Raw genomic sequence first — 23,064 nt, forward strand, 5'->3', positions numbered from 1 at the left:
CGAGGTGAGACGATCTGAACCGAAAGGGGAGCCGTGGGACCACGGTTCCCCTTTTGCTGTGCTGGTGTAGTTTAGAGATGGCGTGAAGGAAATTATGCTCAGGTTAGTTGTCGGAGTAGGCCCAGAGCCGTCATGCAGCAGGCGGTGGCGGCGCCGGCTGATGCTGTGGCAAGCACCAAGGGAAGCGGAGCGCAGATAGCGATCTTTGCAAACTCATCCTGTCTCTATCTCAACAAGCGCCTTTGCGAACATGACAGCTGGAACGAGGCAAAGATCAGAGAACGATCGGGCGACTTGTTCGAGAACGCCAAGAAAATCTGGAACCTGCCAAACGCCGCAAGCTAACATCTATCGCCTTGCTTCGCCGGAGCCGTCCGTCACCCCTCACTTGCTGATGGGGGTGCGGCGGCGCAGAAGAACAGGGCACCGGCCTCCGCCCTGCTTTGCTGGTGAGTCAGGAACCTCTTGCGCTATGACAGTTCTTCCAGGATGGGCACCGTCTGCATGTGCGCCTCTACCGCCGCCCTGACATCATCACTCATCGGCAGGTGTGCCGCTTCTGTTTCCCAATGCTCCCGAAAAAGTTGAACCGTCTCTTTGGCTGCGTCGATTGCCATCTTTCTCGGGATCGATGCTTTGACGGCAAGGTGTTCTAACTCGTCAACTGAAAACGCTGAGAAGACACGCGCACGACTGATCTTCATGTTGGTCGCATCGCCTGGGATGTAGGGCACGGTCGCCACAAAATCATAGGCCGGTGCGAGTGAGACATACCGCCGGTCCGGATAGATCAGCGACCAGTTTTTCATGTGCATGTCGGCATTGCCGATCAGCATGTTGAAGGTCAGACGCCGGACATACTCGGTGATGTCGGCATCATTGCCTTCGGCGGCGATTACCTGGGCGATGTTCCGGAATGTGCCATTGCCGTACTTATCTTCTGGGTAGAGCCCGTAGACCTGTGCAAAATCCTCAATATGCACGCGTGATCCGTCGGACAGGCGATCAAAGCGCTCGATCACAAAGGCATGGCTGCCGATCTTATCGATTCCTTCGGGCAGGTTCTTGATCGCATCGATCCCCACGAGATCAATGGCAGGCACATTCATGCCAATAAGGCTCGCCAGCTTCATCATCGAGAATTCATTTTCGGGTACGCCCGCGAATTCACGGGAGGGGAGCTTCACGATCCAGGAGCCCCCGACGCCGGAAGCGGGAATGGTCAGGCCACCAGTTGCTCCCATCACCGCCGAGAACTTGAGCTGAACACCCGCCAGCGAAAACCGCAGCGCGTTCTCGCGACGATCATCGCCGTGATCATCGTCGCCACCGGCAACATCAGGCGGCCAGGCTTCACCATCGGCCGGGGCGATCGTGATCGCGCCGGGCAGGTCGTGGCCGAGCGCCCAGAGCAGATAGAATTCACGTTCGGGATTCACGCCTGCCTGTTCCGCCAGGTATTTGCGCAAGTGCCCTTCGGGCAGAAGGTTCGAGAAGAAGGGCATGACGCGTTTCTGATACGGACGAAAATCCGTATAGAGCTCCCCGAATTCATCCTTGAAGGCAAGACCAAGGGTCGCCCTGTCTAGGTCGGCAATATACTCGTCGGTGAAGGCAAAGATGGTGCGATCACCCCCGAGATTGGTAAGTGTGCCGATGGGCGCGCCATAAAGATTGACGTTAAGGACGGAGACACTACTCATCGTTATCTCCATCTAGGCGGTAAGCGGGACGCGCCGGGCGCGCCCGATCCTCATCGGCCATGCCGTGTGCGAGGGCGTTGCGGAAACTGTTCATCTGCTTGGACGCGTCTTGCAGGGTTTTAAGGCCGCCCGGGTTATCCACGGTTTTGAGTGCCTCGCGGATGCTGCGCAATGTGTCAGTGTTCCGGATAAGATTTTCGAACTGGCGCAGCTCCCGAAACTGTCGCTGCAGATTCTGGATGGCTGAATTGTCGATCTTGAGTGACTGGATGTGCTCAAGCTGCTTGGCCAGCTGCGTAAACTCCTTGTGCGTTTCGGGCGTTGCCTTGGGCGCATCGCCTACGCTGCGAGTGATCGTTCTGACGGCGGGTGCGGCCTTGCGCGGCACGAGCGCCAGCTCCAGACCAAGAGCGTTTGCGATGGCGGTCAGACTTGAGACCGTCAGGTTCACAGCGCCGCTCTCGATCTTGGAGATGTGCGACTGCGGCACGCCTGCACGGGCGCTTAGCGCGCGCTGGCTAAGCCCCTTCTTCTCGCGCGCAGCCTTCAGTGTCGCTGCCAGTTTCTCGCTCTCATAGCTCATTTTGATATAATCCTGCACATCAAGCTAAGCGCCTGATCTACTTAAATGTATCATGTAAGACTTGCAATTTCAAGGCATGATCTGCTTTTATAGATCATACTCTGTTTACGATCTAATTTAATAGATCAGTCTTTGGGGCTTTTCTAGCTCAGCCAAGAAGAGCCGGGCGTGCGGCTCATCATACGGTCGTATGTGTCTTCCTCGGCCTCTTCGGAAAGTTCGAAGCGTGATGGTGCATCCCCAAGATGGATAAGGGAAAGCGCAAAGTCGTGGACTTCGGAGACCAGAGCATGCTCGGTGCAGGGCTCTTTGAACCAGACGCCCGCCTCATGCTCTCGCGTTGCCTTTCGTCTAATTAGCTCTGCATCCGTTGCCGGAATCGCAGCTGCCGGTATCTCGATTGGTGGTCGGCCGGACGTTTTGAAATAAGCGCCCGTGCGCAAGGCGCGACCACTTGACCACCCCCAATGAATAAAACCGTCGATAGACTTCACAAGAACTGCACGGCGCTCGGTGTACTGCAGCCAGCGCAGCGTCGCTGCGATCAGGGATACGCCGTAGCGATCAGCGCACTCTCCCAAAGCTTCCAGGTCAGGCTGGGATTTCGGGGCGATCTGCGCGCGGAAGTCATCCAACGGCATGAGTAGATTTGCGGCAAACTCGTTCGCCTCTTTCTCGATCTGCCGGTAGTTGCTGTCCCAGCGTTCCATATCCTCGGAACTGCAACGGATACCGTCAGGATGATCCTGTCTGTGCAGGAGGTAGTGCCCGAACTCATGGGCGAGCGTAAAGTTGATACGTCCCGGCGACGCTGTGTCGGAATTGTAGAAAATGCCCCAGCCTTTTTCGCCGGGCGGCGCCTTCATCAAGGCGCCCTCGAACCCTTTCAGCGGGGCGCCCTGCACAAGACTTATCGGATCTTCAGGAAAGCGCTGCTTGGAAAAATCGTAGGCAAGCGCTCCAACGTTCACCGGAAAGCGGTGGTCGCCACCCAAGGTGTTCAGGATGATGGTCAGATCGTATGCCCATCGTTGTGGCGACTTTGGCTTGCTCATCCGGGCTTCCCCCATAGCTTTACCATCTCGCGAATTTTTTCTTTGGTGTCGGCGTCCATGTGCCGGTATTCGCGATAGAACTGCACATCGACTGCATCCTCTTCTGATATCGCCTGCTTTTCGTCGAGCAGGTATTCAATCGTGACGCCAAGAACTTCAGCGATCTTAGTCAGCTTTTCCGCAGATGGTCGCGGCGGATTCTTGTTCTCCAGCTCCCAAATGTAGCTTTTGCTGGAGCCGGAGAGTTCGGCGAGTTTGTCGAGCGTTAGCTTCTGCTCCTTCCGTAAGCGGCGAATCTTCTCTCCCAGGCTGTTGGTCATGTGGCGGCCTCCCCATCGATCTTCTTGTTCGGTAAAGACGTACTTTAAGTGCTTGACTTCTGACTTTCAACAAATATATGATGTTCGGAGTAAGCGTACTTTTTGTGCCTGCACCCCCTAACGAACAGGAGGTATGAGAAACATGACTAAGGGACCGAAGACCCATCATGTCGTGCCGAACCCGGCAGGCGGATGGGATGTGAAGCGTGGCGGCGCATCCCGCGCAAGCAGCCACCATGAAACGAAGCAGGACGCTGTTGATCGCGGACGTGAAATCAGCCGCAACCAACAAAGCGAACTGCGCATCCACAACCGCGACGGACGGATCGCCAGCAGCGATAGCCACGGTGGCGATCCGTTCCCGCCCAAAGGTTAAACAGAAAGGTCATAGCCATGGCGAAAGACGAAAAAGGCAAACCCGACAAAGAGTACACGATTGTCGTGAATGGCCGCGAGAAGACGGTGACGGCGACGGAGCTTGGCGAGGACGATCTGGTCGCCCTTGCTTACGAAAACCCGCCCACGGGCGAGTTGATCTGCTTCACGATCACGTACCGGCGCGGCCAAGGCAACAAGCCCGAGGGCACGCTGGATGACGGCGATACCGTGAAGCTGAAGGAGGGCATGATCTTCAATGTCACGGCAACTGATAAGTCGTAACGCCGATCTCAAGGCCCTCGAAGAAGGCGGATACGAGGTGGCTGTACAAGGTGGCCACCTCGTGATCTCCAGCGTGCCCTACGTGAACGCCAATCGCGAGGTAAAGCTTGGTTCGCTCGTCTCTGTTCTGCAGATGAACGGGGGCGAGACGATGACGCCGAGCGACCACAAGACCTATTTCGTGGGCGAACATCCTTGCGATCAGGACGGCAAAACACTCGAAGGCATCAGGCATTCCAGCAAACGCCAGAGCCTCGGTAAAGACATCACGGTAGACCATATGTTTTCGGCTAAGCCGAAAGAGGGCTACCGCGACTACGAGCACAAGATGACCACCTATGTGGAGATGATCGCATCCCCCGCGCGGAAGATCGATCCGACAGCGGATGCACGCAGCTACGTGGTGGCAAATTCCGATGACCCCGATCCGGTATTCAACTACCATGACACGGCCTCGACACGGGCCGGGATTGGCGCCCTCTCAGACAAACTGGCGATGAACAAGGTCGCCATTGTCGGTCTCGGCGGCACAGGCTCTTACGTGCTCGATCTGATCGCCAAGACGCCGATCCGCGAACTGCATCTCGTCGATGGGGATGATTTTCTTCAGCACAACGCTTTCCGTAGCCCCGGCGCGCCGAGTATCGAAACTCTGCGGGAGCGGAAAAAGAAGGTCGATTACTTCGCGACGCTGTATGAGCCCATGCGCAAGGGGATCGTCCCGTACCCGGTTTATCTCGACGCCTCCAACGCGGACCTTTTAGACGAGATGGATTTCGTCTTTGTGTGCGTCGACTCCGGCATCGCCAAACGCCCGGCAGTCGAACGCCTCGAAGAACAGGGCATCCCCTTCATCGATGTTGGTATGGGCATCGAGATGGGCGACGATGCCTTGGTCGGCGTGCTGCGGGTGACGCTGAGCACAGCTGAGCGGCGCGAACCGCTACGCCGCCGCGTGGGCATGGGCGAAGCAGAGATCGATGAAGCTTACGCCACCAACATCCAAGTCGCTGACCTGAACGCTCTGAACGCAACGCTTGCGGTGATCAGATGGAAAAAACTGGTTGGATTTTATGCCGATTTTGAGGGCGAGCATTCCAGCAACTACACGATTGACGGCAACATGATAAACAACATGGACAGGCGCGATGACGATTAAGAAAATTATCCATAAATTTGTAGATGCGATCCCCGAGCGGACTGAGGAGGGCGTTCTTTATCTTGCCATGGATTACGCGACGGCCGTTCATAAATGCGCCTGTGGCTGCGGCCGTGAAGTGGTCACGCCTTTAAGCCCGACGGATTGGAAGATGGGTTATGACGGTGTATCTGTGTCTCTCTCGCCATCCATCGGAAACTGGAGTTTTCCCTGCCGGTCGCATTACTGGATCAAGCACAGCAATATCCGATGGGCAGGCGATATGAGCGATGAACAGATTGCAGCAGGACGGGCTCACGACCGTCGCGCCAAAGGTCGCTATTACGATGCGCCGGAAGCCCCCGCAGCAAGGGCGAATGCGGATGCGCCACAAGGTCTTTGGCAACGTGTCCAGCGGTGGCTAAGCGGCAAGTAATGGTTAATTCCGACGCCGATACCCTTACCGCGAGAACGGTTTTGTCCTTGTCCCGAATCCCTTCCGCTCGATGATGTATGGCGGCTGCATCTACGGCGAAAGACGGTTTATCCAGATGCGCATGCAGCATATGTATCCCCACCCGCCGTCAAAACCCGCAACTTTGCGAAGTCCACTTCCTGCGCATCGCTGCCGTTCGTCCGAGGCGCAGCGAATGACTGGCTCCCGCCCATCACGGCGAATGCTGGCGAAAACACACTCGTATAGTCGGCAGCGTTAACGCCTGCACATCAACCTGAGTCCCAGCCTTGCGGCCTCCCCTGCTCGGCTTCGCGTGTCGCAGGGGAGAACGGCCCTTCGGTCCGTCGCGCATTCGGCCATGCGGCCTCACCGCGGCGTCGCACCCGGCATCCCGGTTTGCCCGCCTCGCGAGCACGTCCCTCCCTGGCCGCTCCGCCGGATTGCGCTCTGGTCTGTTTTGCGGGGCAAAACGATCCCGCCGATTCATCCGTCTCCCGCGTCCGGTCGGGCCGTTTGCCTGCTCGTGTCGGGCAAACCTACCGTCAAAACACACACACATGAGTGCGGAAGCATATCCTCCGGATGGCCCCCAAATCAGCCCGCGTCAAGGATCACAAAACTTTTCGGCGAGGGCGGGGCCCGTGGCGCGGTGCGGTCCCGTGCGTGAGGGTGCGCATGTGTCCGGTGCTGCGCGCAGAAAACTTTTGCGCCCGGCAAGCCGGCGGCTGCGCCGTCCCTGACCCGGGCAGATTCGGAAACCAGGCATTCGGCCATGCCCCCACACTCACGTGGTGGCCTTGGAACCGAACACTGGAGACCAGACATGGCTTACGACACTGCAAACACCTACGAGACCATCGAACTTTTCGGATTGACCGAGAAGGACGCGCAGCTACCGATCCCAGAAGATCACATCCTGACCGACCGCATCATCCGCGAGAGCTTCGAGGCTTTGCTCGGGCAGCTGCGCGGGACCGGGCTTGAAGCAGAGATTGAACCGCTGGCCCATGGACTCGCGACGATCCTGCAGCGGCGCAAGGTGGCGCTCGGCAAGGAGGTCGACCGCACCGCCGACAAGATCGGCGCGCTGGCAAAATCCCACGACGGATCGGAGATCGCCGAGACCGCGCTCGAAGAGGCGCAGGCCCGCTTTCTGCAACTGCGCGAGATCGTCGGCGCAATCGAGGTGATGAGCGAGGCGGCGGCGGAATGCTACGAGATCGAGACGGGTCACGCCTTCATCCCGGCGGCAGGCTCGCGCGCCAGCGTCCGGGCGCAAGAGACCGGGGCGGTTTTCGAGGCACGGCAGCTCCTGGAGCAGCACGACCGCGAAACTGCCGCGAAGTCGAAAGTCGAGGGGGTGCCCCTGATCGTCTCGGGCGCCACCGACTGGACCGATGTCGATGTGATCTTCAACACGCTCGACAAGGTTCGCGAACGGATCAAGCAGAACCGCAACCAGGAGATCTTCCTCTGCCACAAGGGTGGCAAGCACGGGGCGGAGATGATTGCGGCCCGGTGGGCGCGGGCACGGGGTGTCGCGCAGGCGCGGTTCGATCCGCGCTGGTCCGCGCACGGGCGGGCGGCACCGTTCAAGTGCAACGACGAAATGCTGGACGACAAGTTCGCGGCGACGGGGGTTGTACTCTTCGGCGGCAACGGTGTCGCGCTGAACCTCGGGCAGAAGGCGGAAGCGAAAGGCCTGACGGTCATGCGGGTTGCGGACCCGGCGAAGACGGCGTCGCAGGAGTGAAGAGAGGGGGTCGCGCTTGGCGCGGCCCTTTCGTCATGTCTCACGGGGCGTGTGGTCGGGCACGCGTGACCGGCAGCTCGCGGCGGCAGCACTGTCATCCCTCTACCCGGTCCGTCACAATGCGGCCCATCCGCATCGGTGCGTGCTGGGGATGGTGCGCCCCGCACACACATCGTCAGCAGCGTAAGACGCGAGGGGTCGAGACATCGCACATGAGGCTGAAGACCTGTAGGTTCCGCGGGCGTGTTTCGGAACATCGCACCCCCGCGGGCGGGCAGCGTCAGCACCCCGGCCAGGCTCGGCGAGACGCGGATGGTGGCGCTGGCGTGGTGGCAAGGGTCATCCGGATCACTCCTTTTTGCTCATAGATGTGGATCGCACGGGGTCGGCCCGTTCGTGCCCTCAGCTTCGCTTCGGCAAGCACAAATACGGCTTCCACGGCTGGCCGCGGACCCTCCGCATTTGCGCTTGCGACCGGGCCTCTTGCCCCCGTGCCGGGTGATCCCCATCGCAACAAGGAGTAACCCAAATGACCAACCACTACGTCGCCACCGTCCCCGTCAAGTTCACCGACACCGATGGCCAGGAGCGCACCCGCTTCCAGCGCGTGGGTGCCATGTTCCGCAACACCCGCAACGGGGACGGCTCGGAGTTCTTCAGCCTCAAGCTCGACTTCCCTGTCGCGGTCTCGGAACTGGTAATGTTCCCGCCGAGCGCGAAAGATCCCCAGGACTGAATCCTCTGACGAGGATGGGCCGCCCCAGGACGATCCGGGGGCGGCCCGATCCTTGTTCCAGGAATGCCCGGTCCGGCGGTCAGATCGCCCGAGGCGACCTCACGAAGCTGCCGGTCGCTCGCGACCGAAGGATTATCGCTGCTCGGAATGATCTGGCCGCGACAGACCGGCCAGTCAGCCTCAAGGGGGCCATCCGCAAAAACCTGTCGGCCAGGGCCTCCCGGTTTTTGCGGCAGAGATTTGGGCCGAGCCAAATCTGGCCTCCCTTGACCCTGCCTGTCCGCCCTGTCGGAGGGGTTTGCGCCCGCCCGCAGTTCCGTCCGAACACATGCCAGACCGTGTGAAAATGGCACCCCAGTGTCCACGAATGCGTGGAACGATTGGGTTTGCATCTATTGAGTGAAAATTGGTTTGGAGCGGCTCAAAATCGCCCGGCAGAGGCCATATGGGGCCGAAAAGGCTAGCCCGCGCTTCTTTGGCGCTGAAATCGCCGCAGGCAATTGGCTCTACGGCCGTACCGCTTCGATCAAAGTCGGCACACCGACCAACGTGATCGCCCGGCGGATATTGTAGGCGAGAGCAGTGAGACTGAACTCGCCGCGAACGTTGTCGAGGCGGCGTGACAGAAACGCGCCTTGCCCCATCCATTGCTTGATGGATCCGAAGGGGTGCTCGACCGTTTCGCGGCGCTGATTGAGCGCTTCGGGGCGGGCGGCAAGTCTTTCAGCCATTCGCTCCAGCACCTCTTCGTTTTCATATCGCGAAATAGTTCGAGCATCGCTTCCAGTACATTGCCGCTTGATCGGGCACTGCTTGCAGGCGCGGTAGTTGCGATACTTCTGCTCGAAAACACCGTCTCGGACATATTGCTTTTTCCCAGTCGGGGGGAGCGTCTGACCTCCGGGACAGGTGTATTGATCCGCCGTCGCGTCGTATTGAAATCGCTCTTTGACATACAAGTTCCTGCTCGCGGCAGCGCCACGCCGCGGCCTTGGGACAATTGGAAAGGCGTTCCCTGCCTCACTGGCTTCGATATCCTCAATCGCGAAATACCCCTTGTCAGCGACCACATTGATGCACTTAACATCCAGCGCCTCGCGTGCCGCAACTGCGGTTGCAGCGAGCAGCCCAATGTCGCTCACTTTTGAATGGACTTGTTGCTCGGCGATCAATTTGTGCTTCACATCCACAGCGATCTGAATGTTGTACCCAACGCCGACCCGTGTGTTTCGGTCCATTGCGCGGGCATCAGGATCGGTCAAAGAGAGCTGATCCGCGCCAGTCTCTTCCAACGTTTTTTGATGGCCGATCAGTCGTTCGCGCCTGGCTTTCATGGCTTCGATTTTCTTGGAAATGTCATCCTTCGACGCAACATCAGCGTTGCCGCCATCCTCTGCATCGGCGTTTCCAAGGGAAGAGAGATAATGATCCAGTCGCTTGTCGATCAAAGCCAAGTCGCGCTTGAGCGAAGCTTTGGTGAAATTCTTCCCACTGTTGTTAACGGCCTTGATCCGAGTCCCGTCCACGGCCAGCAACTCGCGCCCGAAGAGATCAAGATCTCGGCACAGCCGGACAAACTGCCGGAAGACATCCCGAAATGCTGATCGGTTGACCTTTCTGAAATCTGCAATCGTCTTGAAGTCGGGTTTGAGGTGCCGCATCAGCCAGATCACCTCAAGGTTGCGATGTGTTTCGGCCTCCAAACGGCGGCTTGAACGTACTCGGTTCAAGTAACCGTAGATGTAGAGTTTCAGCAGGTCAGCAGGATCGTAACCTGGTCGGCCGGTCGGCTTGGGCTTCGCCCGTGCGAACCCGGCTGCAGCAAGGTCAATCCCGTCAACAAAGGCATCGATAAACCGCACTGGATTGTTTGGGCTAACGTAGTCGTCAACGCGCTCGGGTAATAGCAGTGATTGCGAACGTGGTGTTCCGGTCATGTATCTCATGTCTCAGCATACCGCAGAAGCTCGAACGCTGGAATCCCAAGCCGCCGTTTTCACACGGTCTGATGCGTGTTCGGCCAGAGCCTCGGGCGGGGCTGGCGGACGGGACCCCTAGGACAGGTGGGTCGCCCGGTGGTGAGGGCGGCAGAGCCGCGTCCCTGCGGTCCGCTGGGGAAGCGGACACCGAGGCTGCCTGAGACTGATTGCGACGTAAGTATATAATTGACAGATAGGTATATTATCGTAAGGTGGGGGCAGCCTTGGTGGAAGGTGGCAGGAAATAGGGGGTCTTTCTTCCGCATGTCCCGAACAAAACGCCTGACAGAGATCGAGAAGATGCAGATCGTCCGCGAGGCTGCGGAAGGTGTGTCGACGTCTGAGCTGGCTGAGCGTTTCGAGGTCACATCGCGGGCCGTGCGCTACGTCTTGAAAGCTGATGCCGAGCGCCAGACGGACGCCGCGATCCCGGTCTCAGCGGTCAGTGTGAAGGTCACGGCGGCGGAGCTTGAGGCGCTCGATGCGGTGTTGGCCGAGGCCGGGATCGAGAGCCGGGCCGAGGGGCTGCGGCGGCTCATTCAGGCGGCAGGCGGGGTGTTCGTTCCGGACGCGCAGATGGCTGTTGAGATGGCGCGCTACCGGGCGTCTCTACATGAGGTCGGCAATGGGGTCGCGCAAATCGCCAAGCAGATGACGCGGGCCAACCGGATGGGGCAGGGGGCCGTGGGGGGCACGCGTGCCGAGTTCTCCGAATTGCGCCTCGCGCAGATGCGCGGGTTGGCGCGGTTCATCCTGGATTCCGCTGACGAGATCGATCTGCTCCTGCGCCGCCGTCGAGACGCGATGCAGCTCGAGGCCACGGCCGCGCTGAGGGAGTTTGCCCATGCGGCTGAATGATGCTGTAGACGCAGTTACCGGGGAGGTCTTCCGGGATGGCTGGAGCCGGATCCGGGGCTCGATGCAGGGGCTGCATGTCGCCAAGCAGAAACAGCTCATGCGCGCGGCCGCGGGACACCGGCCAGCGGTCTTCAAGGCAATCCGGGGCGGGGGTACGCATACCAAATCGCAGCTCGCAAACCAGCTCGATTACCTCACCACGAAGTCCACACATATCGTCGACAGCAGCGGGTTTCTGGATGGCAAGGCGAAGCTCGAGGCGGGCGACATCAAGGACCTCACAGAGCGCTTTGCCAAGCGGTGGGATGCAGGCTTCAAGCCAAAGCTCGGGCAGACCACCCACATGCTCATGTCCTTCCCGATCGGCACGCGCGGCGAGGATGTGCGCGACATCGCGACGGACGTGGCCGAGCGGTTCTTTCAGACCGACGCGGGGCATTTTGATTACATCATCGCGGTGCATGAGGACCGCGATCACCCCCATGCGCATCTGGTGTTGAACCGCCGCTCGCAGGAAGGCGAGTTCTTCTTTCTGGGGCGCAACCATCGCTTCAATTACGACGACTTCCGGCTCGCCATGGTCGAGGAGGCGGAAAAGTACGGCGTGCGCCTGGAAGCCACGCGTCGCGTCGATCGCGGTGTGGTGCATTACCCCGCCCGCACCAGCGAGGTCTATGCGGCGAAAGAAGAGGGTCGCGCGCCCCGCGAGCGCGAACGCGTGGGGCAGGACCTGACGCGGACGCTGGCGGAGATCGCCAATACCAGAACTGTCTGCCACTCGCTTGCCGCAGAGGCCTCCCGGGAGGCCCGCGAGGATATTGCCGCGGCGCTGTTCCGCGCGGGCGAAGTGCTGGCGCATGGCGGGCAGGTGGACCGAACAGGAGATGTGTATATGGCCGAGGATCAGAGTTTCGAGGATCTGAGAAGCCTCTATGCGGAAAAGCTCGCGCGGGTGCAGGGCATGATCGCCGAGAAGTCTGATGCGGAACGTCCCGTGCTGGAAAAACGCCTCATCGAGATCCAGACGCAGGTCCAGCACATGCAGCCTCTCGGTTTGCGATCATCCACGCTCTCCGAGGCGCCGTCGGAAGGCGGGATCTATTCCGAGGCGAATATCGACACCAATCAGCTCACGCGTCTGGCGGAGCCCGATCTGAGATCGCGCATTGACGTCGCACTACGAGGCACCGGGATCAGCACATCGGAAGTGGTGGCCCGGATTGAGACGGGCGCCTCAAATGCAGCGCTCGAGCATCAATGGATCGCCAATGATCTCTCCAAAGTGGCCGAGGCGCGCGATCTGAACCTTGAACGCCGCGCCGATCTGGAACAGGCGCGCGACATTCTCAACGATGTGCATGTCGAACTTGGCACGCTGTTGGAACGGGAAAACGTGCTGCGGCAGGATGGCGTCATGGAAGCGGAACCGGTCGGCGAGCGGTTCCATTATCATGAGGGCGCGGTCCGGACGATGGAAGGGACAATCCGTCAGGAGATGCGCGCAGACGGTCTGACAGCGCAGCAGATCGAGGACCGGGATTGGGAGGTCGTATCGCGAGCGGAGCGCCGGATCGAGACGGAGCAGCGTGCATATCTCGAGGCACACCCGGATCTGCTCTCACGTCCTGGCGATGTGATTGACCGGTCTGAGCCCTACAGGGAGACCATCACCGATGCGGCCCGCGCCAGCGAGATCACCCGCGAAGTCGACCGGATCATAGCAGGACGCGACGTCCGCACGCCCGTTGCAGATGCAGTCACGGATGACTTGCGCGCGCGCTATCCGGACATGCCGTCCCACCTTGCCCGCGGGCTCGGTGCGACCTATGCGGCCGTCGTCGAAATACGCGACACGGAGGCCATCAATCAGGTCCGCCGCGAAACCGAGATGCGCGACGGGCTTGGGTCTGGCACGCGTGACGACATCCCCGCCACCCGCGATGAAACGGCGGCGCAGTTTGACCGTTCCGACCGTGTCCCAGAGGAGATTGCACGTGTCCTTGATCATGAGCGGGCCGGGGAGTTGTCCGCGCCCTTCGAGACCGAGGCGGAGCGGGACGCATTTCGAGATGAAATTGCGCGGGTGCTGGATGACCGCCAGCTCGACCGGCTCACATCTGGCGATGCCGATGCGCTGGAGAAGGTTCTCGAGGACCGCCTCGACCGGCTCTATGTCGCCAAGGTCTATCTGCAATCCGATGCCGCGACGGCCAACACGGAGGCCTTGCGCCAGGTGGTCGATGATCTTGCCAACACCGAATACGAAAAACACCGCGCGACAGACGTGGATGGCGAGACCGAGCGGGGTCAGGTCCATTGAGCGCCTCCATGGGAAAAGCGCGGATCGCCACGGGCGTTCTGCTCGTGACGCTGGTGACCGGGGCCATGGGCTATACCATCGCCTCGGCGGTGCTGACCTACCAGGATCTCGGCTTTGGCGCCGAGATCGACTTTGCCTATATCGCGCAAAACTACATGGCGATCCTGGACCGCCGCCCGGAGGACGCCCAACTTATTCACCTGATCATCGGCAGCTTCGCCGCCGCCGGCCTGATGCTGAGCCTCGCCCTCTCAGGGTCCGCCCTTACACGGTTTGGCCAGACCCATTGGCAGACCGCGCGTGAGATGAAGGCCAACGGGTTCTTCGGGGCGCCCGGTACGGGGTTCATCCTCGGCAGGCTGGGGCCGCCGGGCTCCCGGGCCAACTACATCTGCTCGAAGGTCTTCCCCCACGCGCTGATCGTGGCCCCCACGGGCCGCGGCAAGACCACGGGCTTTGTCATTCCGAACCTGCTGACCTGGCAAGGCTCCACCGTGACGCTCGATGTAAAGGGCGAATGTTTCGAGGCAACGGCCAGGCACCGCGCCGCCCAAGGCGACCAAGTCTATCGCTTCGCCCCCACCGATTGGGAGGGCAAGCGCACGCATCGCTACAACCCGCTCCTGCGTATCTTCGAGCTGAAGGACCCCGCGCGCCAGCAGATGGAATTGCAGCTCTTGGCGACCCTCTTCCTGCAGAGCGACAACGACCGGGTGCAGGGGCTGCTCAAGGGCGGGATCGATCTCTTCGTGGCGGCAGGGCTTCTGGCCTTCCAGCGCAAGCGCCCCACCTTGGGCGAGATCTACCGCATCGCCGCTTCGGGCGGGAATAAGCAGAAGGAGTATTTCGCGCGCGGCCACGAGGTCGACAACCGGGCCGCCAAGCTGGTCTTCACGCGGCTCGCCTCGACCAACAACGATACGCTGACCTCTTACGTCTCGCTTCTGATGACCTCGGGGCTCGATCAATGGCAGAACCCGGCCATAGACGAGGCGACGGCGGTGTCGGATTTTGATTTCCGCACGATCCGCAAGAAGCCCTTTTCGGTCTACCTCGTGGTCCAGCCGCTGATGGTGAAACCCCTCGCGCCGCTGATCCGGCTCTTCTTTTCCGATCTCCTGTCCGCCATGCAGGAAAAGGACCCCGGGCCGGATGAGCCGTGGCCCGTAATGATCATGCTCGACGAGTTCAATCGCTTGGGCAAGATGCCCATCGTGGTCGAGAGCATCGAGACCCTGCGGACCTATCGGGGTCACCTGGCCGTGGTCACCCAAACCATCCCCGCCCTCGATGAAATCTATGGCGAGAACACCCGCCGCGCCCTGCAAGGCAATGCCGGTGTGAAGCTCTACCTGACGCCTTCGGATGAAAAAACCGTCGAAGAGCTGAGCAAGGCGGTTGGCAAGACCACCAAGACCGTGGTCACGCGCTCCCAGTCCATCGGCAAGAACCCCTTTGAAGGGCGCAGCCAGTCGACCCGGACCGAAGAAAGCTCCTTGCTCCCTGAAGACGAGGCGCGCCGCCTGCCGCTCGACGAGATCGTCATGGTGATCGATGCGCAAATGCCGGTCCGGGCAAAGCGGATCCAATATTTTGACGATCGGCTGTTCAAGGCGATCCATGCTGCGCAGACGGGCGAGTTGCCGTTTCCGGAGCTGGGGGGAGGGGGGCCGCAAGGCAATCTGCCGCTGAGTGTGCGCGCTATGCCGATGACTCCGCCTTCGAATGGACCAAGTGGACCTGACGCCGTCGTGGAAAACTCAGCTCAGGCTTCTGGGGGTCAACTGTCACGACAAACCGACGCCACTTCAAAGAAGACCGCGCCTGTCGTTCAAGCCGTCATCGCCGTGGAACAGCGCCAGATGGAGATGGATTTTGGGAGCCAGGTCTTGGATGCCGAGGCAGTGAGCGTCGTTGATGAAGCGCAGATGCGCACCGCCATGGGTGGATTGGATGAAATGGAAGCGATGCTGCAGGAGGGGGATGGCGAAAAGCTGGTTGCTCGATAGGGTGGCGGGCATGGCGACCTGCCCGTAGCTTCCGTAACGCTGAATGAAACAAACGGTGTTTTTTCGCCAAAAAGAGGGTTTGGCTTGCACGACCGTTCGATCTCTCGCTGGGAACGTCGTGGGCAGGGTCCAGCCATCTCCACCTTGTTCAGATTATGCCCCCAGACGGCGCAGCCGCTTGTCGATCTCGGCAGGAGGCAGGAAGACCGCCTCATCCGCCCGCCAGATTTGCAGTGCGGAAACAAGAAGCTCGACCTCGCAGACTTCGGCGGTGTGCAATTCGTCTATGATCCACAGGACGCCATGAACGCGCACGGCGCGGGCGGTGGCGACTTTGCGCAGAAGATTGTCGCCGGTCAGGAGGATGCCGTTTTCCTGGCAGGTTGTCGTGACCAGAGCGAAGCAGTCATAGGCTGACAGCCGGCTGTGCTCACGCTTCAGCGCAACCACCTGCGCGACTTCCTCGGCTGGCAGGTCATAGGTGGCAAGGCCACCGTCTTCGAGCATCCGCCATTCCTGCGCCGTGAAATCGAGCAGCTCCTCCTCACGGATGGGCAGGGGCACGATGAAGCGATAGGGCAGCCGCAGCAGGACGTGCAGCAACTCTCCCTTCTTCAAGTCGATCAGACAGGACGCATCATTGACGACAACACAGGTCACTGGTCACGAGGCCCCCTGATGTCGCGTTCGACAACGCTCAAGGGGAGCCCGAGCATTTGCGCCGCCCGCACGGGGGAAATCATCTCCTCGCCGAGCGCGCGCCAGACGAGGCGCTCGAAGCGCTGCGGCTTCTCGAAAGCCGCGAAGCCCTCGCCTGGACCGATAGGCTCCGGCTCCTCGCGCCGCCAGCTTCGCGCATAGGTCTTGAACGCATATTCCACCGCACTCTTCGACAGGATGTCCACTTGGCCGAGCCGCACGAGCATCGCGGCGGCGGAGACGCCATAGGTGCGCTTGAGCCGCATGATCTCTATCCAGGTCATGCCGTGACGGTTTCGGCCAGCTTCCTCTTCCAGATGCTCACGCGGAATGAGGAACGCCCCCGCGAAGCGGTGCATCGAGGGTTCCTTTTTCAGTGCGGCATTGCCGGTTTCGGTGATGATCCGGTGCGCGAGTTCGTGGGCGAGGTTAAAGCGCTTGCGTTCGACATTGGTGTGCCGCGAGACGACGATCACCTCAGTCGGTGCGCCCTCCGCCCGTTCGACATGACAGGCCAGCCCGTTGATGCGTTCCGGGAGATCGGCCTCGATGACCTTGAGTCCCTTGTCTTCGAGCAGGGCGGTCATACTCGGGATCGGGTCGATCCCAAGCTGCCACTCGCGCCGCACGTCCCGCGCCTTGGCGTCGATGGCCTCTTCATCGGCCACCATGTCCACGCGCAGCGCGGCGAAGGGGTCTTCAGCGGGGTGCATGTCGAGGATGTCCTCGATGGCAAGATAGTCTTCGAGCTTCTCGATCACAATGGATTCCGCCATCGCGCGATCCTGCGCCGAGGCGGTCGAGTTCTTTCGCCACTCGACGCTTTCCAGAGCTTCGACCTGACCGCCGAGCAGGAAGTCCAGTGACACGCCGAGCGCCTTGCCGAGGCCGACCAGCACCGACGAAGACGGCATCATCTTGTCCGCCTCGTATTTGCTGATGGCCTGTGCCGACACGTTTGGGGTTACGCGCTCCGCGAGCGCTTGCATGGATAGACCCGCCCGCTTGCGGGCAAGTCGCAGTCTTTGTCCGAACATGATCCTCTCCCGGCGGTTACTGTTGTGGTTGATAAACGCCATTTCTTACTGTATATTTAAACACAAGGTTGTCGAATCGTCAACTGAAATCGACACGTGAGGCTTAAAATTTCTAAGAAAAAACAGCATGTTGTGCCGCATGAAAGCGGTTGGACAGTGAAGAGGGCGGGTAACTCCCGTGCGTCTTTCGTCCACGGCACGCAGCGCGAGGCCATCACGGCCGCGCGGGAATCCGTCATTCGTCAGGGCAGCGAGATGCTGATCCACGGCGAGAACGGTCGCATCCGCGAGCGCAACACCTATGGCAAGGACCCGTATCCGCCGAAAGGCTGAAGGGCATAAGCGGAATGGATGTCAGGATGAGCAACGGTGGGAACAACAGGCAGATACGTCGCATCCTCTCCATCGACGGGGGCGGGATTAAGGGCACGATGCCCGCTGCATTCCTCGCGGGGCTCGAGGAAGATCTGGGCCAGCCCATTGGGTGCTATTTCGATCTCATCGCGGGCACATCGACGGGTGGCATCATCGCACTCGGCCTTGGCCTCGGCCGCACGGCAAAGGAGTTGCTCGAGCTTTACGAGCGTCGCGGGCCTGTCATCTTCGGTCATGACAATGCGGATGATGAACCGCTGGGGAGGATACGGCAGGCATGGCGCACCCTCACCGCCACAGGTCGGCACGTAGTCGGTCCAAAGCACGATGCAGCAGTTCTTGCCCGCGAGCTCAAGGCCGTTCTGAACGACGATCTGATCGGGCACTCACAGACCCGGTTGGTGATCCCAGCGTGGGATGCCGATCTCCGCAGCCCCTATATCTACAAGACCGCGCATCACACGCGCCTGCAAACCGATTATCGCAAGACTGCGCTGGATGCTGCTCTGGCAACGGCAGCGGCACCTACGTATTTCAAGCGACATCGCACTGCTGATGATATCGGCCTGACCGATGGCGGGACATGGGCCAACAACCCCACGGCCATTGCCGTCGTCGAAGCCATCACCCTTCTGGGGTGGCACCCGTCAGACCTGCGCATTCTGAGTCTGGGGTGTCTGGACGAGGTCTACATGCTGCCCGAAAGCCCCGGGTTTGCCGGCCTCGGACTCAAAGTCCTCAACCTTTACGCGGATGGGCAATCACATGGCGCCCTCGGCATGGCAAAACTTCTGACGGGAGACCCTTACGATGGGGATCGCATCTACCGCATTTCGCCGTCTGTCCCGAGCGGGTTTTTTACCTTGGATGACACCACGAAGATCGGCCGCCTCAAGGGCCTCGGTATGTCAGAAGCCCGAAAAGCAAAGCCCCACCTGACCCCGATCTTTTTCGCCCAGCCTGCCGATACCTTCGTGCCGGTATATCAACTCAAGGAGAAAGCGGCATGGATCAGATGTTGCGACAGCCGCTGACCGACAGTGATATTCGGCGGCGCACGCAGATATTCACCATCCTGGACGAGGTAGGCGAGGATCTGGACCTCACCGAAACCCAGTTTGATCGTGCGCGCCAGAGCTATGGTGCCGTCGGAGACTGGCTGTCCGGTTCAACTGATCCCCTACTCGTCAGTGTTCTGGTCTATCTCCAAGGGTCCAGTGCGCTTGGAACGGCCGTGAAGCCAATCGGGCGGCGGGAATTCGATGTCGATCTGATCTGCTTTTGTGCAGGTATCGCGTCCGGCATCTCACCAGCGACCCTGAAGGCGGCGGTTGGAAACTGGCTCAAGGAACACGCCACCTATGTGCGTCTTCTCGAAGAAAAAAAGCGTTGTTGGCGTCTCAACTATGCGGGGGACTTCCACCTCGACCTATCCCCGACGATAGCAAACCCGGTCTGCGGCAACCGGGGCGAATTGGTGCCCGACCGGGCTCTGAAGGAATGGCATCCGACAAACCCGCGGGCCTACAAGACCCTGTTCGATGAGCGCGCCGCACTCCGGCCTACCTTTGCGGGCAAGTTTATCGCCATGCAGCGGGACGAGGCGACGGTGGAGCCGTTCCCCGTCCGAGAAGCAGTGAAAGGCATCCTGCGCCGCATCGTGCAATTGCTCAAACGGCACCGCGACGTTTTTTATCAGAACAACACGCAAGACGTGGCCCCGATTTCCGTTATCATTACCACCCTTGCGATGCAGTCCTATGCATATTGCGTGCGCAACCACGTCTTCCATGACGAAATGGATCTGTTGGTCGAAACGATCCGGATGATGCCGCACTTCATCGACCGCCCCATTCTGGACGGACGGCGGGGCTATGCCATCCTGAACGAGACAACCAACGGGGAAAACTTCGCCGACAATTGGAACAAGGATGAACGCCGGGCACCAGCGTTCTATGCGTGGCACGCACAAGCTCTGTGCGACTTTGAAGTCCTTCGCGATGCTGTTGGTCAGGACCGTGTGTCATTGAACATGGAGCGTTCGTTCGGTTCCGGTGTCACGGGACGGGTTTTCGGCAACCACGTCAATGCGATGTCGGATGGTCGCAAATCGGGTCTACTTTCTGTCGCACCTGTGGTCGGGCTGACGACATCGAAGGTCGCAGCATCAACGACCGTGCCCACAAATACGTTCTTCGGTGATTGATGATAGGACGAGGCGGGCAATACGACCTGACCCTGTCGCAGCAGCTGCTGTTCCTGAAGGCAAGCCCGGCTACCAGTGGTGTGGGGCAGGTCCGCGCAAACAAATTGACATGGCAAGAGCCTATACAACCGACCGCCTTGGCGCGCTCCTACCTTGCCACTATCACGTTTCAGCCGGGTCAAACGCCCGGTGTTCAGATAGACGACCCGGATCTGGAGTTGCTGGCGGCAGGGCGTCCTTTGCCTCACGTCTACAGAGATCCGCTGCGCCTTTGTCTTTATCTTCCAGGTGCTAGGGAATGGGACGCGCGGAAGCGGATCGACCAAACCATCATTCCGTGGACTTACCTTTGGCTCTATTATTTCGAAGATTGGCTTTGGTCAGACGACTGGAAAGGTGAAGGGCAACACCCCGGCGAAGAGCCTGAGCCAGTTGGCAATCGGGCGATGCGCAGGGCCGTGGCTCGGTGCTGAAATTGTCCATTCGTTTTTGGCAAGTTTTTGGCACATGGCTGTCACCGCCTGCCCAACCTACCGAGTCTTGAAAGCTGTGCCAGCATTCGGGCGCCTGTTCCGTTTGCGTCACCCGGACGAGCCGCAGTTGGCCCTCCAGCAGTATTTGATCGGCTCGGCAAGGCTTGCACGCCAAAGAATTGTCGCGCTCGAAGGGCTGCGTATTCAGCCCCAGTTGCGCCACCAATGGCATAGCGATTGTAAACTTGTTGGCTACCTGCAAGCCCTCTGGCGAAGGCATAGCTTCCCCCGAACCCGGCCGAGAGTGCTGGCATCATGATGTTTCCGGAAATCGCCCGAACCAAGAAAGGCGTTGCTATGATGAAACCCTTTGCCATCAGCACCATCATGAAAAATGGGATAAGGGCCCCTATGTTCGAGGCCCCCTCTGGGTCGCCAAGCTCGGCAAGAAGCGCCCGAGAGACCCCCGTGATCGTCGCGAACACGCCGGCGACTACGATCGGATACATCGCGAACGAAATGAGCGCGGATAACCAGCGCGCGAAATAATCCTTGGTCACCTCGAACAGGGTCAAGAAGATCATCACTGGCGCAATGCCAATTAGCAGAGCGATCATGAGCCGGGACGCCACAACAATGAACGCCGCCAACCCGCCAAGAATCGAGAGCAGCAGAACCCCAAGTGTGTCAAGCAAGGCACCCGCCATCCAGTTCAGCTCAGATCCCGCAGCATTCAGATAATCCCCGAGCGCTGCAATCAGTTCGTCAAATTCCTCTGCAAAGGTACCGGACGGACCAGGTGATCCGCCGCCAACAGAAGCCACAAGGGCCCCGGCAATGCTGTCGATTCCGTTCAGTATTGCTGAGGCAAGCGCATTGAACTGGACCCAGTTTGCCGCAAAGACCCCTATCAGTCCGACCTTCACGGCCAGCCAAAAGGCAGTTCGGCCGTCCATGGCGCGATACTGGTAGATCATGTTTATGAAAACCAAGATGACAACCAGTGTTGTGCCCAGAACCAGCAACGTGCCGACCGTTGCTGCGACCGCACCAAACTGAGTTTCGGCAGCGGTATCTAGATACCCTTCAGCCGTTTCCACGAAGTAGGTGACGATACTCATTGTTTGCTACCAGTTGCCAGCTGCTTCGCAGATTGGCATGGCGGCGCGGCGCAGTTCATTTGCCTGTCGTCGGTATTCGGATGTCGCTTCGACAACGTCCCAGTATTTAGATGAAGCATAGCGCTCTGTGTAGAAGCGTACGGCGTCCTCCCAAGTTGGATACCGTGTGGGACAGTCGCAGTTTTGCGAGTCTACGACGCGCTCCATACTTTGAGCCCGATATATCTGTTGGATCAAAAGGCGCTTATAGGATTCGCGCACATTGATGTTCTGTATCCACTCCGGCTCGGGCGGCTGGTCTGGGCAAACATTTGGGTCGTTGTCGAGCGTCGGGATCAGGTTCCGCTCGGCTACGCCAGCAGTTGTGCCTAAGATCAAGAGCAGGCCAGCGACTGCAATAGCCCGCCTCATTCCGATGCCGCCTTCATTGTACCAGTCTCACGCTTCAAGAAAGTGGTGTAGCCGTAGTCGCCGGCTTCGGCGTTGATGACCTCCCACCCTTCCGCGCCGCGCTCATTCAGGACCCTTCGCATCTCGCCGTAGTCCTTTTGCTTCTTCACTTTGAAAAACAAGATATCGTATTCAAAGGTCTTCATGGGGAAGTTCCAATCTCAGTTGCGCCGGGGAGGTAGAATTCCGTGATGCCGCGTTTGCCGTCATGGCGACCGGCCTGGATGATCACATCGATGGAGTTCTCGATGTACTGGATCATGTCGGCATAGGTCATCGGGATTTCGGTCTTGAGTGCTGCGATCGCAAGCCGCTGCACGGCCAGTTGCGGGGTTTCGGCGTGTAGCGTGGTCATCGAGCCGCCATGGCCGGTGTTGATGGCTTCCAAAAAGGTCATGGCCTCCTTGCCACGCACCTCGCCCAGGATGATCCGGTCGGGGCGCATGCGCAGCGTGGCGGTGAGGAGCACATCGGCGGTCTGGAATTCCGCATCGCGATTGGCGATGAGTGTCACGGCATTGGGTTGGGTCGGTAAAAGCTCGGCGGCTTCTTCGATGGTGACGATGCGTTCCTCGGCCGGTACGTGAGAGAGGATCTTGCGCGCGGCCACGGTCTTGCCGGTGGAGGTGCCGCCCGAGATGATCATGTTGAGTTTGTTCTCGACGCAGAAGGCGAGCGCATCATCGATCAAACCCGCGGCCACCACGGCGCGCAAGGCGCGCTTCTTTTCCACGTGCAGATCTTCGAGCTTGCGTTCCTTGCCGTAGAGAAAATCGAGCGCAATGCCCTCGAGTGGCAGGCTCGAGAAGAACCGTAGGCTGATCGACATGGCCGAGAGTACAGCGGGCGGGGTGATGACCTGCGCGCGGATCGGGCGGCCCTTGTAGGTGATCGAGACCGAGACGATGGGGCGGTCCTTACTCATCGTGGTATTTGCAGAGGACGCAATCTGGTTGCCAAGGTCCTTCACTTCCGTCGCGCTCAGTTTTTGATCCAGCTTTTGCATGAAGTGATCGCCCTGGAACTCACCCCAGCAGGTGCCATCAGGGTTGATGCAGATCTCGATGACATCGTCGCGAGCGGCGGCGGCGATCCGGTCGAGCGAGGTTTCGAGATAGCTCAGCGACATGGG

General features: G+C 59.8%; 24 protein-coding genes. 14 read left to right on the top strand and 10 right to left on the bottom strand.

Going from position 1 to position 23,064, the window contains the following annotated elements; translation table 11 throughout:
• The first annotated feature begins 132 nt into the window (after positions 1-132).
• A complete protein-coding gene (locus tag G8E03_RS15525) occupies positions 133-345 on the top strand; it encodes a GmrSD restriction endonuclease domain-containing protein (protein ID WP_166194700.1) in 213 nt (70 codons plus the stop codon).
• Positions 346-470: 125 nt separating this feature from the next.
• On the opposite strand, the gene G8E03_RS15530 is transcribed toward G8E03_RS15525, so the two are convergent.
• From G8E03_RS15530 to G8E03_RS15545, 4 genes are all read right to left on the bottom strand, one after another.
• Positions 471-1,703 carry a type II toxin-antitoxin system HipA family toxin gene (locus G8E03_RS15530; protein ID WP_166194703.1) on the bottom strand — a complete coding sequence of 411 codons (1,233 nt, stop codon included), beginning with the start codon at positions 1,701-1,703 and terminating at the stop codon, positions 471-473.
• Positions 1,696-2,286 (bottom strand): helix-turn-helix domain-containing protein, encoded by a 591-nt coding sequence (locus tag G8E03_RS15535; RefSeq protein WP_166194706.1) that lies wholly within the window; start codon positions 2,284-2,286, stop codon positions 1,696-1,698. Before G8E03_RS15535 ends, G8E03_RS15530 begins: the two co-directional genes overlap by 8 nt.
• Before the next feature lie 143 nt (positions 2,287-2,429).
• Positions 2,430-3,341 (bottom strand): ImmA/IrrE family metallo-endopeptidase, encoded by a 912-nt coding sequence (locus tag G8E03_RS15540; protein ID WP_166194709.1) that lies wholly within the window; start codon positions 3,339-3,341, stop codon positions 2,430-2,432.
• Positions 3,338-3,661, bottom strand: coding sequence for a helix-turn-helix domain-containing protein (locus tag G8E03_RS15545; RefSeq protein WP_067920594.1), 324 nt, complete (start codon positions 3,659-3,661; stop codon positions 3,338-3,340). The genes G8E03_RS15540 and G8E03_RS15545 overlap by 4 nt, the downstream gene beginning before the upstream one ends.
• A 142-nt stretch (positions 3,662-3,803) precedes the next feature.
• On the opposite strand from G8E03_RS15545, the gene G8E03_RS15550 reads away from it, so the two are divergent.
• From G8E03_RS15550 to G8E03_RS15575, 6 genes are all read left to right on the top strand, one after another.
• Entirely contained in the window at positions 3,804-4,037 is a 234-nt protein-coding gene (locus G8E03_RS15550; protein WP_166194712.1) for a DUF2188 domain-containing protein, read from the top strand.
• A 17-nt stretch (positions 4,038-4,054) separates the two neighbouring features.
• Entirely contained in the window at positions 4,055-4,321 is a 267-nt protein-coding gene (locus G8E03_RS15555; protein ID WP_166194715.1) for a multiubiquitin domain-containing protein, read from the top strand.
• Positions 4,296-5,480 (top strand): ThiF family adenylyltransferase, encoded by a 1,185-nt coding sequence (locus G8E03_RS15560; RefSeq protein WP_166194718.1) that lies wholly within the window; start codon positions 4,296-4,298, stop codon positions 5,478-5,480. The genes G8E03_RS15555 and G8E03_RS15560 overlap by 26 nt, the downstream gene beginning before the upstream one ends.
• Positions 5,470-5,895, top strand: a complete 426-nt coding sequence (locus G8E03_RS15565; RefSeq protein ID WP_166194721.1) for a ubiquitination-like system serine protease family protein — start codon at positions 5,470-5,472, stop codon at positions 5,893-5,895. Before G8E03_RS15560 ends, G8E03_RS15565 begins: the two co-directional genes overlap by 11 nt.
• Before the next feature lie 844 nt (positions 5,896-6,739).
• Positions 6,740-7,669 carry a DUF2493 domain-containing protein gene (locus G8E03_RS15570; protein WP_166194724.1) on the top strand — a complete coding sequence of 310 codons (930 nt, stop codon included), beginning with the start codon at positions 6,740-6,742 and terminating at the stop codon, positions 7,667-7,669.
• A gap of 529 nt (positions 7,670-8,198) precedes the next feature.
• Complete coding sequence (locus tag G8E03_RS15575; protein ID WP_007120662.1) at positions 8,199-8,405, top strand: hypothetical protein; 207 nt, start codon at positions 8,199-8,201, stop codon at positions 8,403-8,405.
• A 506-nt stretch (positions 8,406-8,911) separates the two neighbouring features.
• On the opposite strand, the gene G8E03_RS15580 is transcribed toward G8E03_RS15575, so the two are convergent.
• Entirely contained in the window at positions 8,912-10,342 is a 1,431-nt protein-coding gene (locus G8E03_RS15580; protein ID WP_240910491.1) for an IS1182 family transposase, read from the bottom strand.
• A 306-nt stretch (positions 10,343-10,648) separates the two neighbouring features.
• Between G8E03_RS15580 and G8E03_RS15585 the strand changes: the two genes are divergently transcribed.
• From G8E03_RS15585 to G8E03_RS15595, 3 genes are read left to right on the top strand one after another with little or no spacing between them, the layout of a single operon-like run.
• Positions 10,649-11,242 (top strand): transposase, encoded by a 594-nt coding sequence (locus tag G8E03_RS15585; protein WP_166194730.1) that lies wholly within the window; start codon positions 10,649-10,651, stop codon positions 11,240-11,242.
• A complete protein-coding gene (locus G8E03_RS15590) occupies positions 11,229-13,562 on the top strand; it encodes a relaxase/mobilization nuclease domain-containing protein (protein ID WP_166194733.1) in 2,334 nt (777 codons plus the stop codon). The genes G8E03_RS15585 and G8E03_RS15590 overlap by 14 nt, the downstream gene beginning before the upstream one ends.
• 8 nt (positions 13,563-13,570) lie before the next feature.
• Positions 13,571-15,571, top strand: a complete 2,001-nt coding sequence (locus G8E03_RS15595) for a type IV secretory system conjugative DNA transfer family protein (RefSeq protein ID WP_166194736.1) — start codon at positions 13,571-13,573, stop codon at positions 15,569-15,571.
• Between the two features lie 153 nt (positions 15,572-15,724).
• Here the strand turns inward: G8E03_RS15595 and G8E03_RS15600 are convergent, their stop codons facing one another.
• The gene (locus G8E03_RS15600) at positions 15,725-16,231 is read right to left on the bottom strand and encodes a PIN domain-containing protein (protein WP_166194739.1); all 507 of its coding nucleotides are present in this window, start codon (positions 16,229-16,231) and stop codon (positions 15,725-15,727) included.
• Positions 16,228-17,307, bottom strand: a complete 1,080-nt coding sequence (locus G8E03_RS15605) for an XRE family transcriptional regulator (RefSeq protein ID WP_240910493.1) — start codon at positions 17,305-17,307, stop codon at positions 16,228-16,230. The genes G8E03_RS15600 and G8E03_RS15605 overlap by 4 nt, the downstream gene beginning before the upstream one ends.
• 108 nt (positions 17,308-17,415) lie before the next feature.
• Here G8E03_RS15605 and G8E03_RS15610 point away from each other — a divergent pair, with 108 nt between their 5' ends.
• From G8E03_RS15610 to G8E03_RS17735, 4 genes are read left to right on the top strand one after another with little or no spacing between them, the layout of a single operon-like run.
• The gene (locus G8E03_RS15610; protein WP_166194986.1) at positions 17,416-17,640 is read left to right on the top strand and encodes a DUF2188 domain-containing protein; all 225 of its coding nucleotides are present in this window, start codon (positions 17,416-17,418) and stop codon (positions 17,638-17,640) included.
• Positions 17,641-17,654: 14 nt separating this feature from the next.
• On the top strand, positions 17,655-18,716 hold the full coding sequence (locus G8E03_RS15615) for a CBASS cGAMP-activated phospholipase (RefSeq protein WP_166194745.1): 1,062 nt from the start codon (positions 17,655-17,657) through the stop codon (positions 18,714-18,716).
• Positions 18,689-19,888: a nucleotidyltransferase domain-containing protein gene (locus G8E03_RS15620; RefSeq protein WP_166194748.1), complete on the top strand. Its 1,200-nt coding sequence runs from the start codon at positions 18,689-18,691 to the stop codon at positions 19,886-19,888. The genes G8E03_RS15615 and G8E03_RS15620 overlap by 28 nt, the downstream gene beginning before the upstream one ends.
• A complete protein-coding gene (locus G8E03_RS17735) occupies positions 19,888-20,361 on the top strand; it encodes a type II CBASS E2 protein (RefSeq protein ID WP_166194751.1) in 474 nt (157 codons plus the stop codon). Before G8E03_RS15620 ends, G8E03_RS17735 begins: the two co-directional genes overlap by 1 nt.
• Before the next feature lie 41 nt (positions 20,362-20,402).
• Here the strand turns inward: G8E03_RS17735 and G8E03_RS15630 are convergent, their stop codons facing one another.
• From G8E03_RS15630 to G8E03_RS15640, 3 genes are all read right to left on the bottom strand, one after another.
• Positions 20,403-21,482, bottom strand: coding sequence for a TrbL/VirB6 family protein (locus tag G8E03_RS15630; RefSeq protein ID WP_166194754.1), 1,080 nt, complete (start codon positions 21,480-21,482; stop codon positions 20,403-20,405).
• Between the two features lie 407 nt (positions 21,483-21,889).
• Complete coding sequence (locus G8E03_RS15635) at positions 21,890-22,078, bottom strand: hypothetical protein (RefSeq protein ID WP_166194757.1); 189 nt, start codon at positions 22,076-22,078, stop codon at positions 21,890-21,892.
• Positions 22,075-23,061: an ATPase, T2SS/T4P/T4SS family gene (locus tag G8E03_RS15640; protein WP_166194760.1), complete on the bottom strand. Its 987-nt coding sequence runs from the start codon at positions 23,059-23,061 to the stop codon at positions 22,075-22,077. The genes G8E03_RS15635 and G8E03_RS15640 overlap by 4 nt, the downstream gene beginning before the upstream one ends.
• Between the last annotated feature and the right edge of the window lie 3 nt (positions 23,062-23,064).

It is taken from the genome of Pontivivens nitratireducens, assembly GCF_011290545.1.
Lineage (GTDB): Bacteria > Pseudomonadota > Alphaproteobacteria > Rhodobacterales > Rhodobacteraceae > Pontivivens > Pontivivens nitratireducens.

Coding starts and splice junctions, on each gene's coding strand:
- G8E03_RS15525 (WP_166194700.1), top strand. CDS start 133: ATGCAGCAGGCGGTGGCGGCGCCGGCTGATGCTGTGGCAAGCACCAAG.
- G8E03_RS15530 (WP_166194703.1), bottom strand. CDS start 1,703: ATGAGTAGTGTCTCCGTCCTTAACGTCAATCTTTATGGCGCGCCCATC.
- G8E03_RS15535 (WP_166194706.1), bottom strand. CDS start 2,286: ATGAGCTATGAGAGCGAGAAACTGGCAGCGACACTGAAGGCTGCGCGC.
- G8E03_RS15540 (WP_166194709.1), bottom strand. CDS start 3,341: ATGAGCAAGCCAAAGTCGCCACAACGATGGGCATACGATCTGACCATC.
- G8E03_RS15545 (WP_067920594.1), bottom strand. CDS start 3,661: ATGACCAACAGCCTGGGAGAGAAGATTCGCCGCTTACGGAAGGAGCAG.
- G8E03_RS15550 (WP_166194712.1), top strand. CDS start 3,804: ATGACTAAGGGACCGAAGACCCATCATGTCGTGCCGAACCCGGCAGGC.
- G8E03_RS15555 (WP_166194715.1), top strand. CDS start 4,055: ATGGCGAAAGACGAAAAAGGCAAACCCGACAAAGAGTACACGATTGTC.
- G8E03_RS15560 (WP_166194718.1), top strand. CDS start 4,296: ATGTCACGGCAACTGATAAGTCGTAACGCCGATCTCAAGGCCCTCGAA.
- G8E03_RS15565 (WP_166194721.1), top strand. CDS start 5,470: ATGACGATTAAGAAAATTATCCATAAATTTGTAGATGCGATCCCCGAG.
- G8E03_RS15570 (WP_166194724.1), top strand. CDS start 6,740: ATGGCTTACGACACTGCAAACACCTACGAGACCATCGAACTTTTCGGA.
- G8E03_RS15575 (WP_007120662.1), top strand. CDS start 8,199: ATGACCAACCACTACGTCGCCACCGTCCCCGTCAAGTTCACCGACACC.
- G8E03_RS15580 (WP_240910491.1), bottom strand. CDS start 10,342: ATGACCGGAACACCACGTTCGCAATCACTGCTATTACCCGAGCGCGTT.
- G8E03_RS15585 (WP_166194730.1), top strand. CDS start 10,649: ATGTCCCGAACAAAACGCCTGACAGAGATCGAGAAGATGCAGATCGTC.
- G8E03_RS15590 (WP_166194733.1), top strand. CDS start 11,229: ATGCGGCTGAATGATGCTGTAGACGCAGTTACCGGGGAGGTCTTCCGG.
- G8E03_RS15595 (WP_166194736.1), top strand. CDS start 13,571: ATGGGAAAAGCGCGGATCGCCACGGGCGTTCTGCTCGTGACGCTGGTG.
- G8E03_RS15605 (WP_240910493.1), bottom strand. CDS start 17,307: ATGTTCGGACAAAGACTGCGACTTGCCCGCAAGCGGGCGGGTCTATCC.
- G8E03_RS15615 (WP_166194745.1), top strand. CDS start 17,655: ATGGATGTCAGGATGAGCAACGGTGGGAACAACAGGCAGATACGTCGC.
- G8E03_RS15620 (WP_166194748.1), top strand. CDS start 18,689: ATGGATCAGATGTTGCGACAGCCGCTGACCGACAGTGATATTCGGCGG.
- G8E03_RS17735 (WP_166194751.1), top strand. CDS start 19,888: ATGATAGGACGAGGCGGGCAATACGACCTGACCCTGTCGCAGCAGCTG.
- G8E03_RS15630 (WP_166194754.1), bottom strand. CDS start 21,482: ATGAGTATCGTCACCTACTTCGTGGAAACGGCTGAAGGGTATCTAGAT.
- G8E03_RS15635 (WP_166194757.1), bottom strand. CDS start 22,078: ATGAAGACCTTTGAATACGATATCTTGTTTTTCAAAGTGAAGAAGCAA.
- G8E03_RS15640 (WP_166194760.1), bottom strand. CDS start 23,061: ATGTCGCTGAGCTATCTCGAAACCTCGCTCGACCGGATCGCCGCCGCC.